Origin of the sequence: Vibrio ponticus (assembly GCF_009938225.1) — a bacterium.
Lineage (GTDB): Bacteria > Pseudomonadota > Gammaproteobacteria > Enterobacterales > Vibrionaceae > Vibrio > Vibrio ponticus.
Genome location: NZ_AP019657.1, coordinates 333,551 through 349,645, shown reverse-complemented (window position 1 = coordinate 349,645; position 16,095 = coordinate 333,551). Strand labels below are relative to the sequence as shown.

Here is a 16,095-nt window from a genome sequence, read left to right as displayed (position 1 = left end):
CTTCACCTCTTAGTAATGTACTGCGTTATCGTAGTAAGCACTTGGATTAAGCGCAGTGAAGATAACCGCGACATTCACGTCTTGTCCCATGATACCGCGAACTTGATCAGTAATGATCTTCGCCACCGCATCTTGTTTCTCTTGACCACGGTCGAACCAAAGCACTTCGACAAATGGGTAAGCTGGGTTTACTTCACCTTCATGGTAAAACGTAGTGTAGACATACTCAAAAGTGAAGTCTTCACGAGGAGAGCCCATGATCTCTTGTAGTTCATCAATCAGAGGTTTTGACAGTGTTTGTACCGTTTGTGGTTCAACTGCTCTAAAACGAAAATGTGGCATCTTTTGCTTCCTAATTATGGTTATGGTGCAACTATCATACTTGTTTCGCTTACCCACGGCATGCTCAACATTGAGCAAGGCTCGCAAAGCAAACAAAAAAGCCGCTGATGACAGCGGCTTTTAACTCTTTTTATGCGTTATGGCATCTCATCGAACTCTGCACCCTCTTTTTCAACTTGAGGTGGCATTAAGTGTTCTTTAGTAATACCCAGCTTCCATGCTAGTGCCGAAGCCACATAGATAGAAGAGTATGTACCAACCGTGATACCAAGTAACAGCGCCGTCGCGAAACCATGAATCATTGCACCACCTTGAGTAAACAACGCGATTACTACGAACAGCGTGGTACCTGAGGTGATTAATGTACGGCTTAAGGTTTGAGTGATCGCGCTATCAATAATTTCAGCAGGACCACCTTTACGCATACGACGGAAGTTCTCACGAATCCGGTCAAATACTACGATGGTATCGTTGAGTGAGTAACCCACTACCGTCAGCAAAGCAGCTACGATAGTTAGATCAACCTCAATCTTCATGATTGAGAAGACACCCAACGTAATGATGATATCGTGCGCCAGTGCAAGTACCGCACCCGCAGCAAGACGCCATTCAAAACGTACCGATACGTAGATCAAGATACAGATCAGCGATACCAAAATCGCTAGACCGCCCGCTTCAGTCAGTTCGTCACCTACGTTAGGACCGACGAACTCGATGCGGCGCATCTCAACTTCTTTGCCTGTGCCATCTTTGATTGCCGAAATGATTTGGTTGCCTAAAGTCTCACCTGAAACATCTTCACGTGGGCTTAAGCGCACCATGACATCACGTGCACTACCAAAGTTTTGTACAATCGCATCGCCAAAACCGTTCGCTTCAAGCGATGTGCGGATTTCATCTAACTGAGCTGGCTGTTCAAAGCCAACTTCAATCAATGTACCGCCGGTAAAATCTAGCCCCCAATTCAACCAGTTAGTTGAAAGAGTGTAGATTGACGCACCGATCATCAACAAAGAGAACATAAAGGCGAACTTTGACCAACGTAAAAAGCCGATCGTTTTTTCTGCTTTTAGAATCTGAAACATATTAATTCCTAGCCTTAGATCGACAATTTATCAATGCGTTTGCCACCATACAGTAGGTTAACCACACAGCGGGTACCAATAATAGCGGTAAACATTGAGGTCAAAATACCAATTGATAATGTAACAGCGAAACCTTTAACCGCACCTGTACCTACCGCAAACAGAATAATCGCTGTCATTAGTGTAGTGATGTTGGCATCGGCAATGGTACTAAACGCGTTAGCATAACCTTGGTGGATTGCTTGTTGCGGCGAGCGACCTTCAAGCAACTCTTCACGTATCCGCTCAAAGATCAGTACATTGGCATCGACCGCCATACCGACCGTTAGAACAATACCAGCAATGCCTGGTAGCGTCATTGTCGCCCCTGGAATCATCGACATAATACCAATGATCAGTACGAGGTTAGACATCAATGCCAAGTTAGCAATCAGACCAAACTTACGGTAGTAGACTACGGTAAACAGCATTACTGCCACCATACCCCAAATACACGCTTGGATACCCATATCAATGTTTTGTTGACCCATTGATGGACCAATCGTACGCTCTTCAACAATCGAGATTGGCGCAATTAGGGCACCAGCACGAAGTAGTAACGCTAAGTTGTGCGCTTCTGCTGCTGAATCAATACCAGTGATACGGAAGTTACGACCAAGTGCCGATTGAATCGTCGCTTGGTTAATCACTTCTTCGTGCTTAGACAGGATAACTTTGCCTTCAGCTGTCTTACGACCGCTGTCTTTGTATTCAGCAAATACCGTTGCCATTAGCTGACCGATATTCTTTTTCGAGAATGCCGACATCTTGTTACCACCTTCGCTATCTAGCGTGATGTTAACTTGTGGGCGACCGTACTCATCGACACTTGAGCTTGCATCTGTGATGCTCGCACCGCTTAGAATGACACGTTTTTTCAGAACAACGGGACGACCGTCAGTATCGAACTTGATTTCAGAGCCTGCTGGTGCACGACCATTAGCCGCAGCTGCAAGATCAGCTTTTGAGTCCACTTCACGGAACTCTAGCGTTGCAGTAGCACCAAGGATCTCTTTTGCACGCGCAGTGTCTTGTACACCCGGTAGCTCAACCACAATACGGCTAGCACCTTGGCGTTGAACCAATGGTTCAGCAACACCGAGTTCGTTTACGCGGTTACGAAGAATGGTAATGTTCTGTTCAACGGCATAGTTACGAATTTCAGTTAGACGCTGCTCAGTGAACGAAGCGATCAAAGAGAAACGACTATTTGCGTCTGAATCCGTAAACACCATATCAGGATGGTTCTTCTCCAACAGGGCTTTCGCTTCTGCTAACTGCTCTTCATTACGAAGTAGCACTTCTACAGCGTCTTTACCTGATGGGCGAATTGCACGATAACGGATCTTATCTTCACGTAGTTCACTACGGAAAGCTTCTTCTTGCTGACCGACCAGTTTTTCCATTGCCGCGTCCATATCCACTTCCATTAAGAAGTGAACACCACCACGTAGGTCAAGACCTAGTTTCATTGGTGAAGCACCAATTGCTTCGAGCCAAGTTGGTGTTGCCGGAGCAAGGTTAAGCGCCACAATAGTATCTTTATCGAGGGCTTCACTAATAATGTCGCGCGCACTGATTTGGGTATCGGTGTCGTTGAAACGAACAAGAATCGATCCATTCTCTAAAGCAATGGATTTAAATGAGAGGCTCTGTTTATCAAGAGCTTGAGTGACAGAATCCAGCGTAGCCATATCTACAGAGGCGCCACGCGCCCCTGTAACTTGAATTGCCGGATCTTCACCGTAGATATTAGGAAGTGCATACAATGCAGCGATAGCGATGGTAAACATCACCATCAAGTACTTCCATAACGGATAACGGTTTAGCACAGCGAGGATCCTTTAGCTGTCTATAGAGATTTCAGTGTACCCTTTGGTAGCACTGCTGATACGAAGTCTTTCTTGATAACAACTTCGTTGTTCGCGTTTAGCTCGATAGTGATGTAGTCGTTGTCTTCAGCGATTTTCGTGATTTTACCCACTAGACCACCGTTAGTTAGTACTTCATCACCTTTGCCCATCGAAGACATTAGGGTTTTGTGTTCCTTAACGCGCTTAGCTTGTGGACGGTAGATCATGAAGTAGAAGATCACCGCGAACATCGCTAGCATGATAATCATTTCGAAACCGCCACCTGCTGGTGCTTCTGCTGCTGCGTGAGCCTGAGAAATAAACATGAAAATATCCTCTATTATATTTTTGATTATCCAACAAATTGGGCTTTGGCTGGTTATATTCAAGCGTGCTGATCGCTATTAGAGATCGCACTCTCAAAAATATCGAGCTTTTGCTCATTTGTTAGGCTGGTTGTTACTTTACAGACCAGCCATTAATAAAAGCCTTAGGCGAAACCTAAGGCTTAAATTTGTTTACTGTTTGCCTAGTGGCGGCACTTCGCGGTTACGACGTGCGTAGAACTCTTCAACAAACTGGTCGAAGCGATCTTCATCAATCGCACTGCGAATGCTTTCCATCAAGCGTTGGTAGTAACGCAAGTTATGGATGGTATTCAGACGCGCACCTAGGATTTCGTTACAACGATCTAAGTGATGTAAGTACGACTTAGAGTAGTTCTTACAAGTGTAACAGTCACAGTGCGGATCTAATGGTGTTGTATCGGTTTTATGTGTCGCATTACGGATCTTGATCACACCACCAGTCACAAATAGGTGACCGTTACGTGCGTTACGCGTTGGCATTACACAGTCGAACATGTCGATACCGCGACGTACACCTTCTACTAAATCTTCCGGTTTGCCAACACCCATTAGGTAACGAGGTTTGTCAGTTGGAAGTTGTGGACAAGTGTGCTCAAGCACGCGGTGCATGTCTTCTTTCGGTTCGCCTACTGCTAGACCGCCAACAGCGTAACCGTCAAAGCCGATTTCAGTCAGACCTTTAACCGATACATCACGCAAGTCTTCGTATACACCACCTTGAACGATACCGAATAGGTTGTTCTGGTTGTCTAGCTTGTCAAAGTGATCGCGTGAGCGTTGCGCCCAGCGCAATGACATTTCCATCGATTTCTTCGCTTCATCGTGCGTCGCTGGGTATGGCGTACACTCGTCAAAGATCATTACGATGTCAGAACCTAGGTCTTTTTGGATTTCCATCGACTTTTCTGCGTCCATGAAAATCTTGTCACCGTTTACTGGGTTACGGAAATGCACACCCTCTTCAGTGATTTTACGGATGTCACCAAGGCTGAATACTTGGAAGCCGCCTGAGTCAGTCAGGATAGGACCTTGCCAGTTCATGAAATCATGCAGGTCACCGTGCATTTTCATCACTTCTTGACCAGGACGTAGCCATAGGTGGAAAGTGTTACCTAGCAGGATTTCTGCACCAGTATCTTTCACTTCTTCCGGAGTCATACCTTTAACCGTACCGTAAGTACCAACAGGCATGAAAGCTGGAGTTTGAACTGTGCCGCGTTCAAACGTTAGCTGACCACGACGTGCATTGCCGTTGGTCTTTTTTAAATCAAATTTTAACTTCACGAAGCCTCCAATGTCAGAGAAACAGTCTGACTTTGATCTCGGGCATACAAGCCCATAAAGGAGCGGTCGCATATTCCTTGCGAGATATGAAAAGTTGCCTTTTCACCCCTAGCCTACTGCTAGCACTCGTAAACTTTTAAGACAAAGAGATTCCCTACTTGTTCGTTCCTCACTCTAGGGAATGACAAAGTTTGAGATTATTTCACTCTGAGTGACGGCAACATTATATGCTGCCACCCACTATAAATAACGCTTTTGTCATTCCTGAATCGAGCAACGAGATGTCAGAAATCTCTGTTTTACTTTTATCTGCTTCAATCAACCTGATAGCAGGTTGATGTGCAAAGTAACGTTAGCTTGTCTTTTTCTTAATAAACATAGAATCACCGTATGAGAAGAAGCGGTAATTATTCTCTACCGCATGCTTGTACGCATTCATCGTGTTCTCATAACCAGCAAACGCACTCACAAGCATGATGAGCGTAGATTCTGGCAGGTGGAAGTTAGTGATCAAGCAGTCCACCAGCTGGTATTCATAACCTGGGAAAATGAAAATTTCGGTATCACCGAAAAATGGTACGAGTTCAGTGCCTTTTTTCACGGCGTCTTGCGCAGCACTTTCTAGAGAGCGTACTGACGTTGTACCCACCGCAATCACTCGACCACCGCGTGCTTTAGTCGCGTTAATCGCGTCAACCACGTCTTGTGTCACTTCAACGTATTCAGCGTGCATGTGGTGATCATGGATATTGTCGACTTTCACTGGTTGGAAAGTACCCGCACCCACATGCAGCGTCACGTATGCCAGTTCAGCACCCTTCGCTTTAATTTTTTCTAGTAACACTTCATCAAAGTGTAAGCCTGCCGTTGGAGCGGCAACCGCACCTGGTTTTTGGTTATAAACCGTTTGGTAGCGCTCTTTATCCGCATCTTCATCAGGACGATCGATGTATGGCGGCAGTGGCATGTGACCAATCTGCTCTAGAATCTCTAGAACGGTTTGCTCAGCATTAAATTTCAATTCGAATAGTGCATCGTGACGAGCTACCATCTGTGCCGAAAACTCATCGTTCTCACCGAGTAGAATAGTAGAACCCGGCTTTGGCGATTTTGAGCAGCGAACATGAGCAAGGATGCTCTTCTCATCTAGCATGCGCTCGACCAACACTTCTAGTTTACCGCCTGACTCTTTGCGACCAAACATACGCGCTGGGATCACGCGAGTATTGTTGAATACCACAAGATCGCCCGACTCAATATGGTTCAAAACATCGGTAAATGTACCATCCACCAATGCACCGCTGTTACCGTCAAGTTGGAGTAAGCGACTCGCAGTACGTTCCGGTTGTGGGTAACGTGCGATCAATTCATCAGGAAGGTCGAAATGGAAATCAGATACTTGCATGTCTTTGGTGTCTTAAGTCGAGTTAACAATAGGTGTCACGAAGCTTTTCGCAGCCGACTAGTATATGTCGCCCAAGCGCAATAGCAAGAATAGATGTTGTAATCAAATTTGATCTGAAGATAAAAATTTGCACTTTGGTCAAACCAGCGAAAATAAAACCGGAAAACCGTGGTACTTCCACCCTATTTGTAACAAACTATTACCACTATTAATAAAAATAATAATAACGATAAAAAAAACAAATACTCAGTAACCAATCATGTTATTAAAGGTGGATAATCAATATGACATTAAAGCAGCAACTTACGTATGGTTTTGGATGCATCATACTATTGCTTCTCGTGACTAGTGCTATTTCTATATTTCGCTTCAGTGAGACTGACCAAGGGTTTAATACCTATCGTAACCTAGCTCGAGCTAGTGTGAACAGTGGGCAGATTCAAGCTAACCTGCTTGACGCCCGCTTAGCCGTCAATAAATACATAAAAGATCAACACAGCAATGACTTAGACACCTTCCATAGTCGTATTGAGTCAACCGCATCATTAGTTGAACAAATCACCCACCTCGAACTGAGTGATGCTCACAACCGTGAATTCAATGCCCTAAGGCAGCAAATTCGCGACTATCAGAGTGCCTTTGAGCAAGTTGTTGAACTAATCAAACACCGTAATGCGTTGGTGAACCAACAGCTCGATCCAAATGGCATGACCATGCGTGAAGTTTTATCTTCCATGATGAGCGCAGCGCACCAAGCTGGTGATATCGAACAAGCGCTTTACACCAGTGAACTACAAGAAAGTGTATTGACCGCCCGGATCAATGCCATTAAGTACCTAGTCAATAATAGCGACAGCGATGCTCAAGCAACACAGCAAGAGTTTGCTCACATCAAGTTACGCGCTCAAGCACTAAAATCCTTTTTACAGACTTCTCAGCAACGCGCACAATTCGCCTCTTACCGCACTGCTTTTATTGCCTACGAACAAGCGTTCAACGATATCGTTGCCACAATCTCTAAACGCAATCAGGTCATTACCCAAAAATTGGATGTGATTGGTGCCCAAGCCGCCCAGTCGATTGAAAATATCAAACTGTCTGCGAAGCAAGAGCAAGATACCGTGGGTCCTAACATGGTTGAACAGCTCAATAGCGCTCAAAGTATTATTCTTTGGTTATCAACGGTTGCCATTGTGATCGCGCTTGGTGTGGCGATTTTTATTTTCCGCAATATCAATCGTGTCGTCGGTGGCGAGCCGAGTGATATCCAACAATTGGTGCAACAAGTATCAAAAGGGGATCTCTCAAGCGAGATTGCAATCACGGGTAAAGAAAGTGGTATTTACGCCAATATTCTCGAAATGCGCGCTGAACTACGCCGTATTATTGAAGGGTTTCATTCGATTTCTGACAGTGTCTCATCCGCCTCTGTCGAATTGGCGGCAGTGATGACGCAAACCGAGAACAACGCCCAGCAAGAGCTGAGTCAAATTGAGCAAATTGCTACTGCTATCAATGAGCTTTCCAGTACCGCCAGCGAAGTGAGCCACAATGCCTCTTCTGCCGAGCAAGCCGCTTCTGGTGCAACAGAGAATGTGGTCACCGGACAAACCGCACTGCGCTCATCGGAGGAACTGTCACGCAAAGTCGAGCACTCAATCGAAGAAACGACCAATATCGTCAACCAACTGCGTGATTACTCAATTGAAATTGGTACCGTGGTTGAAGTGATCAACACCATTTCCGAGCAAACGAACCTACTCGCATTGAATGCAGCGATTGAAGCAGCGCGCGCGGGTGAACAAGGGCGTGGCTTTGCAGTCGTCGCCGATGAAGTACGCTCGTTGGCGGCAAAAACTCAGCAATCGACCGTTGATATTCAAGAGATTATCTCGCGCCTACAAGCTCAAGCGGAAGAAGCAAATAAGTTTATGTCTGCTAATGTGATGCTGGCTGAAGACTCGCGCTCGCTCAGTCAGCAACTGGGAGAGTCGTTTGTTGCGATCGCGGATTCTGTTACACAAATTTCCGATATGAATACCCATGTCGCGACCGCTTCAGAAGAGCAGTCGAGTGTCACACAAGATATCTCACAGAACGTTAGCTTAACCTTTGAAATCGTTAACCAGAATGTGACTGGGGTGCAAGAAAGCCAGAAGGCAAGCGAAGAGCTTTCGACTCTCGCGGCGCAGCAGAAACATTTACTCAACTTCTTTAAACTTTAAACCATTTTATCTAGGCGCTCACCGTTGTGAGCGCCTCACTTTAACGGCAATTTCAACCCAACCTCTCAGTGGATAAAATTCCTTACCAATTTTAAGGATAATTTACTAAGAATCTCGGCTCAGCTCCCAAAACCTTCCCCCATTTACTCCTATAGTAATTAGTACAGAGTTTAAACAAATTACCTGCATTCACGCGGTAACAATCTGCGCAAGAAAACCAAGGAGGTTACCATGATAAAAGTCGAAGACATGATGACCCGTAACCCGCACACCTTGTTACGCTCTCATCTCCTTTCCGACGCCAAACACACCATGGAAGCGTTAGGTATCCGACACATCCCAATCGTTGATAGTGATAGACACTTACTCGGCATCATTACTCAACGTGACGTACTGGCTGCCCAGGACTCTAGCTTACAAAAAGAGACCGATGAACAGTCGTTCACTTTAAGCACCCCACTGTACGAAGTGATGCGCACCAATGTCATGAGCGTCAGCCCGAAAGCGGGGTTAAAAGAAACCGCTATCTATATGCAAAAACATAAAGTGGGTTGCTTGCCTATTGTCGATAAAGGTCGCTTAGTTGGCATTATGACCAACAGTGATTTTGTCGCAATCGCCATCAATTTGTTGGAACTGCAAGAAGAAGTAGAACCGGAAGAAATCGAAGATTAAGCGTTAATAAATTTCGCTTTAACTACCGTATAAACAAAAAAAGAGCGGCCCGAGCCGCTCAAAGAACATCAAAATTTATGCCTAAAAAATGTGTCTACCCACATTACTGGGTATATTCCTAGGGGTGTAAATAGGAACAGAAATGAAGTAGTTGCATTGTTAAGTGACTGCGTACGTCCGACTCGAGCAATCACTTAACCGCAACAACTACTTTGACTAGAACTGGTCTTCTTCAGTAGAACCAGTTAGAGCCGTAACCGATGAGTTACCACCTTGGATGGTGTTCGTCATCTTATCGAAGTAACCAGTACCCACCTCTTGTTGGTGAGCAACGAAAGTATAACCTTTCTCAGCTGCCTCGAATTCTGGACGTTGAACTTTCTCAACGTAGTGACGCATACCTTCGCCTTGTGCGTAAGCATGTGCCAATTCAAACATGTTGAACCACATGTTGTGGATACCCGCTAGCGTGATGAACTGGTACTTGTAGCCCATGTTCGCCAGTTCTTGCTGGAATTTCGCGATGGTTTCTGCATCTAGGTTCTTCTCCCAGTTGAAAGAAGGTGAGCAGTTATACGCCAGTAGTTGGTCTGGGTACTCAGCGTGAATCGCTTCTGCAAACTTACGCGCTTCTTCCAGACAAGGCGTCGCCGTTTCACACCAGATCAAGTCTGCATAAGGTGCGTAAGCAAGACCGCGTGAGATTGCTTGGTCAATACCTGCACGTACACGGTAGAAACCTTCTTGTGTGCGCTCGCCTTCAATAAAGTCTTTATCGTAAGCGTCGCAGTCTGACGTCAGTAGGTCAGCCGCATTTGCATCAGTACGTGCAATCACTAGCGTTGTCGTGCCTGATACGTCAGCAGCTAGACGAGCCGCAACCAGTTTTTGAACCGCTTCTTGAGTTGGAACTAGTACCTTACCGCCCATGTGACCACACTTTTTCACTGACGCTAGTTGGTCTTCAAAGTGTACGCCTGCCGCACCGGCATCAATCATTGACTTCATTAGTTCGTAAGCGTTTAGTACACCACCAAAGCCGGCTTCTGCATCTGCCACGATTGGCAGGAAGTAATCGATGCCGCCTTCTTCTGGCGACTTGCCATTTGCCCATTGAATTTGGTCCGCACGACGGAATGAGTTATTAATACGCTTAACCACTGATGGTACTGAATCTACAGGGTATAGCGATTGGTCTGGATACATGGTTGACGCAGTGTTGTTATCTGCAGCCACCTGCCAGCCTGATAGGTAAATAGCTTCAATACCCGCTTTCGCTTGTTGGACCGCTTGACCACCCGTTAGTGCACCAAGACAGTTTACGTAACCTTTTTTCGCACTACCATTTACCAGTGACCATAATTTATCGGCACCACGTTGAGCGATGGTGTTAGCTGGCACCATTGAGCCACGTAGCTCTACCACTTCTTCAGCAGTGTATGGACGTTTTACATTTTTCCAGCGTGGATTCGTTGCCCAGTCTTTCTCTAGAGCTTCAATTTGTTGGCGTCGAGTTAATGTCATTGGTCTATCCCTCATATTTATGCGCAGTGCGCTTTGTTATCTTTGCTAGCGGTACATCCTTCTCCGCCAGTATTCCTTCACGTTATAGGTAGGTTGTTGATTAGGTAATCACCCTCTTAACTAATCCAAATAGTCATAACCTGGAATGGTTAAGAAATTAGTTAATTCATCACTGGTGGTCAGTTGCGACATTAACTCTGCCGCCTCTGCGAAGCGCCCTGCTTGGAAACGCGCTTCACCGACTTCTTGTTTCACCACTTCAATTTCTTCACTGAGATATTGCTCAAACAGTGCTTTCGTCACGACCTGTCCGTTATCAAGATCTTTGCCGTGTTGAATCCATTGCCAAATCGAAGCACGAGAAATCTCTGCTGTCGCGGCATCTTCCATCAAGCCGTAGATTGGTACGCAGCCATTTCCGGAGATCCACGCTTCAATGTACTGAAGTGCCACTCGGATATTGTGACGCATCCCCTGCTCAGTTCGCTCACCCGTGCATGCTTCTAACAATTGTTCCGCTGTAATCGGCGCATCATCGGCGCGACTGACATCTAACTGATTGGTTCGCTCACCCAGAACCTTGCTAAATACATCCATGGCAGTGTCGGCAAGACCTGGATGAGCAACCCAAGTGCCATCATGACCGTTGTTCGCTTCCAATGATTTATCGTTATGAATTTTGTCGAGTACCTGCTGGTTCTCTACTGGATCTTTAGCTGGAATGAACGCCGCCATTCCGCCCATCGCAAACGCACCTCGCTTGTGACAAGTTCTAACCAGCAGTCTCGAATAGGCATTGAGGAAAGGCTTATCCATAGTCACCACTTGGCGATCCGGCAGCACGCGATCTGGGTGTCTTTTCAATGTTTTGATATAGCTAAAGATGTAGTCCCAGCGTCCACAATTCAGACCGACGATGTGCTCTTTCAATGAGAACAGAATTTCATCCATCTCAAATACCGCCGGTAGGGTTTCAATCAAAACAGTCGCTTTAATTGTGCCGGTATTGAGACCAAAGTAGTCTTCAGTAAAGTGGAACACGTCACTCCACCATTTCGCCTCATGATGAGACTGCAATTTAGGAATGTAAAAATAAGGACCACTGCCTTTCTTCAATAATGCTTGGTAGTTGTTGTAGAAATAAAGCGCGAAGTCGAACAAAGCGCCTGGAATGATCTGATGATTAAACGTCACGTGTTTTTCTTTAAGGTGAAGACCACGCACACGACAAATCAGTACCGCAGGATCTTGCTTCAGTTCATAGTGTTTACCGTTACCTGGATTGGTATAACTGATGGTTCCTCGTACCGCATCACGCAAGTTAATTTGCCCATCCAATACCTTGTCCCACGCGGGAGACATTGAATCTTCAAAGTCAGCCATAAACACTTTAACGTTAGCGTTTAAAGCATTAATCACCATCTTTCTGTCTGTTGGACCGGTGATCTCCACGCGGCGATCTTGCAAGTCAGATGGAATACCTAAAATTTTCCAACTGCCTTCACGGATATCTTGTGTCTCTGGCAAGAAATCAGGTAATTCGCCAGCATCAATGCTCGCCTGTTTCTGTTCACGTGCAACGAGTAACTCTTCAACACGGGGGGCAAATCGTTCACAAAGCAGCGCTAAAAATGTCTGCGCTTCTGTTGGGAAAACGGCTTGCTGCTCTTGTGACAGCTCACCCGTCGTTTGCAATTGAGATAAGGAATCTTGGGCTTCCTTGGTCGATGTTGTTTTATCAGGCGTTTGAGCAAACATGATTTCTTCCTTTAAATCCGTTGTCGCAATTACATTTGTAACTTATGGACGACATTTCTATTTATATTTCCGACTTTACCAGACAACTTTGATTGTGCTCTTAGGCTCTAGACTCTCTCAAAAAAGAGGGGGAATCAATCTAGACATAAGTCTTACCGAGCCTTTAATTAACTTACATCAGGAGGATTGCTAGAAAAAGAGGGGAAGTGAAGTTTGAAGTTTTATGCGGTGGGCATAAAAGCCCTTACCTAGCGCACAAAAATGTAATGAGTTACGTAATTTAATTTCAGTGAAATTTAGACTGTAAAAATAAATCAAACGAACGTTTAAATGTCTAACCAGTCAAAATTGAGATTAAAAATCAGAAGCTTGTGATTGCTTTTAAATCGAGTTTCAAACAGTGTGAAAATAGCCAAATGTAAAATTCACACTGTGAAATTTCACTATTTCATGAAAGCTTCAAAAATTTTTTTCTGTAAAATTTTACAAGTTAAACTGCACCAACAGAATTTAATACTAAAAAACGCACTCTATGGAGTGCGTTTTAATAGTGAACATCATCAATAACGGCTAATACTTATCGCTAGATAGCTTCTCAAAGCAACTTTAACAATGATTCATTTAGTTCTTGAGTATGAGTTTTCGCCACAAAGAGAGATTACAGCAGCTCTGATACCACATCTGCCAATTGAGTAAATGTATTCACACGAGACGAGCTTGGGCGCCAAACCAATCCAATATGGCGGTGAGCTTGCTGACCTGGAGGGTCGACAACCACTAAGTTTTGGTTATCGATAAGACCATGATCGATCGCCATTTGCGGTATAAAGGTCGTGCCTAAGCCATTCGCCACCATTTGTACTAAGGTGTGTAAACTGGTCGCAGAGAATGGATTAATCTTCTCTTTTTCGGTTAATTGGCAAGCGGACACGGCATGCTCTGTCAAACAATGTTCCTTCTCTAATAAGAAGACAAACTCGTCTGGCAGATCGTCATAGTGGATCGGCACTTTAATCGCTTCGGCTTGATTGCGACTAATGATCATGCGAAATGGATCGCTACCAACAATCTTACTTTCCATTCCATCAATATCGACAGGTAAGGCAAGAATCAAGACATCCAACTCACCATGACGCAAAGCCGCCAGCAAGTTGGTGGTGGTGTCTTCTCGAAGCAACATATTTAAGCTTGGGAAGCGTTTATTCACTTCTTGCACTAAATCACACAGTAAAAAAGGCGCAATGGTTGGAATACAGCCAACCTTAAGTTGCCCTTCCATATCCCCACCTTGGCACAAACGTCCAAGCTCAACTAAATCTTGACCTTTCGCCAGCAAGTCGCGCCCTTGCTGTACCACCAGCTCACCAGCGTGAGTAAAAACTAGCGGGCTTTTTTTATCCTTCTTTTCATATAGAGGACAACCAATCAACTCTTCAAGGTTTTGAATACCTTTACTTAAGGTGGATTGACTGACAAAGCATTTTTCCGCCGCCTCACTAAAGTGACGGGTTTCATGCAGTGTCACCAAGTAGTGCAGTTGCTTGAGACTAGGCCATTTATTCATAGTTTTATCGTTAACTCTTGCTCGGGCAGTGATCAGAATAGCAAATTGCGATTTTATCGCTTTTTTCGATTAACTTAATCTATTTAATTCGCTTTTTTCAATACTACAATCTGTACTATAGTTTGTCCCGTACAAACACGGACCAAACCAGAATTGATTAAAAAGGTTTGGAACTTACCAAATATTTAGGAGCAAAAAAATGGTACTAGTTGGTCGTCAAGCCCCTGACTTTACTGCAGCAGCTGTTCTAGGTAACGGCGAAATCGTTGATAACTTCAACTTTGCAGAATTCACTAAAGGTAAGAAAGCGGTTGTTTTCTTCTACCCACTAGACTTCACTTTCGTTTGCCCATCAGAGCTGATCGCATTCGACAACCGTCTTGAAGACTTCCAAGCGAAAGGCGTAGAAGTAATCGGTGTGTCTATCGATTCTCAGTTCTCTCACAACGCATGGCGTAACACTGCTGTTGAAAACGGCGGTATCGGTCAAGTTAAATACCCTCTAGTTGCTGACGTTAAGCACGAAATTTGTAAAGCTTACGACGTTGAGCACCCAGAAGCTGGCGTTGCGTTCCGTGGTTCATTCCTAATCGACGAAGAAGGTCTAGTACGTCACCAAGTAGTGAACGATCTACCACTAGGTCGTAACATCGACGAAATGCTACGCATGGTTGACGCACTAAACTTCCACCAAAAACACGGTGAAGTGTGCCCAGCACAATGGGAAGAAGGTAAAGCAGGTATGGACGCATCACCAAAAGGTGTTGCAGCGTTCCTATCTGAGCACTCATCTGACCTAGCTAAGTAATTAGCAGGCACGAGCTATAACTAGCTCACTATTACCCCCGCTCAACGGGTAATCGGTTGGACAAAAATAAAGCATAAGCGCAAAAAGCGCAGCGCCAATCAGTAATAGTAAAGTCTTTAATAGAAGCCCAATGCACCGCATTGGGCTTTTTTGTTTTAGTCACCCTCCATATATTGCTATTGATATATTGATTGATTTTAATAGTGCAACTTAGTCTAAAAAGTCGGTTGGCGATCACACTTTCCTAGCGCTATGATGTGACTACGGTGATGGGGTGCCACCGGAATCAAACGATTCAAACCGCTTTTAATGCTGATGACTCCTACAGAAACGAAAACAGGTTAGCCCTGTTGGAATGCTTTTGCCTATGTTGTAAAAGCGAGAGTTCTGTAGTGAGCAATTCAACTCTTCTCCAACCTGCCCCTGTTTTCTCACACTCTCAATGGGAAAACACTATGCAATACTCACACGAAATTCAGTCAATGTGCCCGATCCAACGCGGCGATCTTCATGCATCTGCGCCAATCCCAATTGAAGGCGCGATGATTAACCCAAAAGACGTGATCGCCATATCTGGTCTTAGCCACGGTGTTGGGGCTTGTGCTCCGCAACAAGGGGCAGCAAAACTCACCTTAAACGTCAAAAACGGCATCATTGAAGAAGCGTTAATTGAAACCATCGGCTGCTCAGGCATGACCCAATCAGCCGCGATGGCCGCTGAAATCCTTACAGGTAAAACCATCCTTGAAGCGCTAAACACCGACCTTGTCTGTGATGCGATCAACGTCGCGATGCGCGAAATCTTCCTCCAATTTGTTTATGGTCGCAGCCAATCGGCGTTCTCAGAAGGCGGTTTAGAAATTGGCGCTGCACTGGAAGATCTTGGTCAAACCCAGCGCAGCCAAGTGGGGACCAGCTATGCGACCAAAGCAAAAGGAGTGCGATACATGGAGCTGGCAGAGGGCTATGTGACTCAATTAGCTCTGGATGACAATCGTGAAGTGATTGGCTACCAATATCTCAATCTCGGCAAAATGATGAAAGCCATTAATGAAGGGACACCTGCCGCAGAGGCAGCCGCTCAAGCTACGGGCACTTACGGCCGTTTTGACGAAGCCGTAACCACCATCAACCCACGCCAACAATAATTGCCATCAAGAGGAAA

At 45.1% G+C, this 16,095-nt stretch carries 13 protein-coding genes and 1 riboswitch; of the genes, 4 read left to right on the top strand and 9 right to left on the bottom strand.

Annotated features, from left to right (window positions below):
- Window positions 1-9 precede the first annotated feature (9 nt).
- From GZN30_RS01525 to queA, 6 genes are all read right to left on the bottom strand, one after another.
- Window positions 10-342: a DUF1904 domain-containing protein gene (locus tag GZN30_RS01525; protein ID WP_075650401.1), complete on the bottom strand. Its 333-nt coding sequence runs from the start codon at window positions 340-342 to the stop codon at window positions 10-12.
- 137 nt (window positions 343-479) lie between these two features.
- On the bottom strand, window positions 480-1,427 hold the full coding sequence (gene secF / locus GZN30_RS01520; RefSeq protein ID WP_075650403.1) for a protein translocase subunit SecF: 948 nt from the start codon (window positions 1,425-1,427) through the stop codon (window positions 480-482).
- A gap of 14 nt (window positions 1,428-1,441) precedes the next feature.
- Window positions 1,442-3,298, bottom strand: a complete 1,857-nt coding sequence (gene secD, locus GZN30_RS01515) for a protein translocase subunit SecD (protein WP_075650405.1) — start codon at window positions 3,296-3,298, stop codon at window positions 1,442-1,444.
- Window positions 3,299-3,318: 20 nt separating this feature from the next.
- Window positions 3,319-3,645 (bottom strand): preprotein translocase subunit YajC, encoded by a 327-nt coding sequence (gene yajC / locus GZN30_RS01510; RefSeq protein WP_075650407.1) that lies wholly within the window; start codon window positions 3,643-3,645, stop codon window positions 3,319-3,321.
- A gap of 192 nt (window positions 3,646-3,837) precedes the next feature.
- Window positions 3,838-4,971, bottom strand: a complete 1,134-nt coding sequence (gene tgt, locus GZN30_RS01505) for a tRNA guanosine(34) transglycosylase Tgt (RefSeq protein WP_075650410.1) — start codon at window positions 4,969-4,971, stop codon at window positions 3,838-3,840.
- Window positions 4,972-5,323: 352 nt separating this feature from the next.
- Window positions 5,324-6,376 carry a tRNA preQ1(34) S-adenosylmethionine ribosyltransferase-isomerase QueA gene (gene queA, locus GZN30_RS01500; RefSeq protein WP_075650412.1) on the bottom strand — a complete coding sequence of 351 codons (1,053 nt, stop codon included), beginning with the start codon at window positions 6,374-6,376 and terminating at the stop codon, window positions 5,324-5,326.
- 284 nt (window positions 6,377-6,660) lie between these two features.
- Here queA and GZN30_RS01495 point away from each other — a divergent pair, with 284 nt between their 5' ends.
- Together GZN30_RS01495 and GZN30_RS01490 are read left to right on the top strand one after the other, a co-directional pair.
- Entirely contained in the window at window positions 6,661-8,601 is a 1,941-nt protein-coding gene (locus GZN30_RS01495; protein ID WP_075650414.1) for a HAMP domain-containing methyl-accepting chemotaxis protein, read from the top strand.
- A 231-nt stretch (window positions 8,602-8,832) separates the two neighbouring features.
- On the top strand, window positions 8,833-9,276 hold the full coding sequence (locus GZN30_RS01490; protein WP_075650416.1) for a CBS domain-containing protein: 444 nt from the start codon (window positions 8,833-8,835) through the stop codon (window positions 9,274-9,276).
- Between the two features lie 216 nt (window positions 9,277-9,492).
- On the opposite strand, the gene aceA is transcribed toward GZN30_RS01490, so the two are convergent.
- The 3 genes from aceA to GZN30_RS01475 form a co-directional block, all read right to left on the bottom strand.
- Window positions 9,493-10,800: an isocitrate lyase gene (gene aceA / locus GZN30_RS01485; protein WP_075650418.1), complete on the bottom strand. Its 1,308-nt coding sequence runs from the start codon at window positions 10,798-10,800 to the stop codon at window positions 9,493-9,495.
- 120 nt (window positions 10,801-10,920) lie between these two features.
- Window positions 10,921-12,558 (bottom strand): malate synthase A, encoded by a 1,638-nt coding sequence (gene aceB / locus GZN30_RS01480; protein WP_075650420.1) that lies wholly within the window; start codon window positions 12,556-12,558, stop codon window positions 10,921-10,923.
- Between the two features lie 658 nt (window positions 12,559-13,216).
- Window positions 13,217-14,122, bottom strand: coding sequence for a hydrogen peroxide-inducible genes activator (locus GZN30_RS01475; RefSeq protein ID WP_075650422.1), 906 nt, complete (start codon window positions 14,120-14,122; stop codon window positions 13,217-13,219).
- A gap of 199 nt (window positions 14,123-14,321) precedes the next feature.
- Between GZN30_RS01475 and GZN30_RS01470 the strand changes: the two genes are divergently transcribed.
- The gene (locus GZN30_RS01470; protein WP_075650424.1) at window positions 14,322-14,930 is read left to right on the top strand and encodes a peroxiredoxin C; all 609 of its coding nucleotides are present in this window, start codon (window positions 14,322-14,324) and stop codon (window positions 14,928-14,930) included.
- Window positions 14,931-15,186: 256 nt separating this feature from the next.
- Window positions 15,187-15,262: riboswitch (Fluoride riboswitch) on the top strand.
- Between the two features lie 123 nt (window positions 15,263-15,385).
- Entirely contained in the window at window positions 15,386-16,078 is a 693-nt protein-coding gene (locus GZN30_RS01465; RefSeq protein WP_075650426.1) for an iron-sulfur cluster assembly scaffold protein, read from the top strand.
- Window positions 16,079-16,095 lie beyond the last annotated feature (17 nt).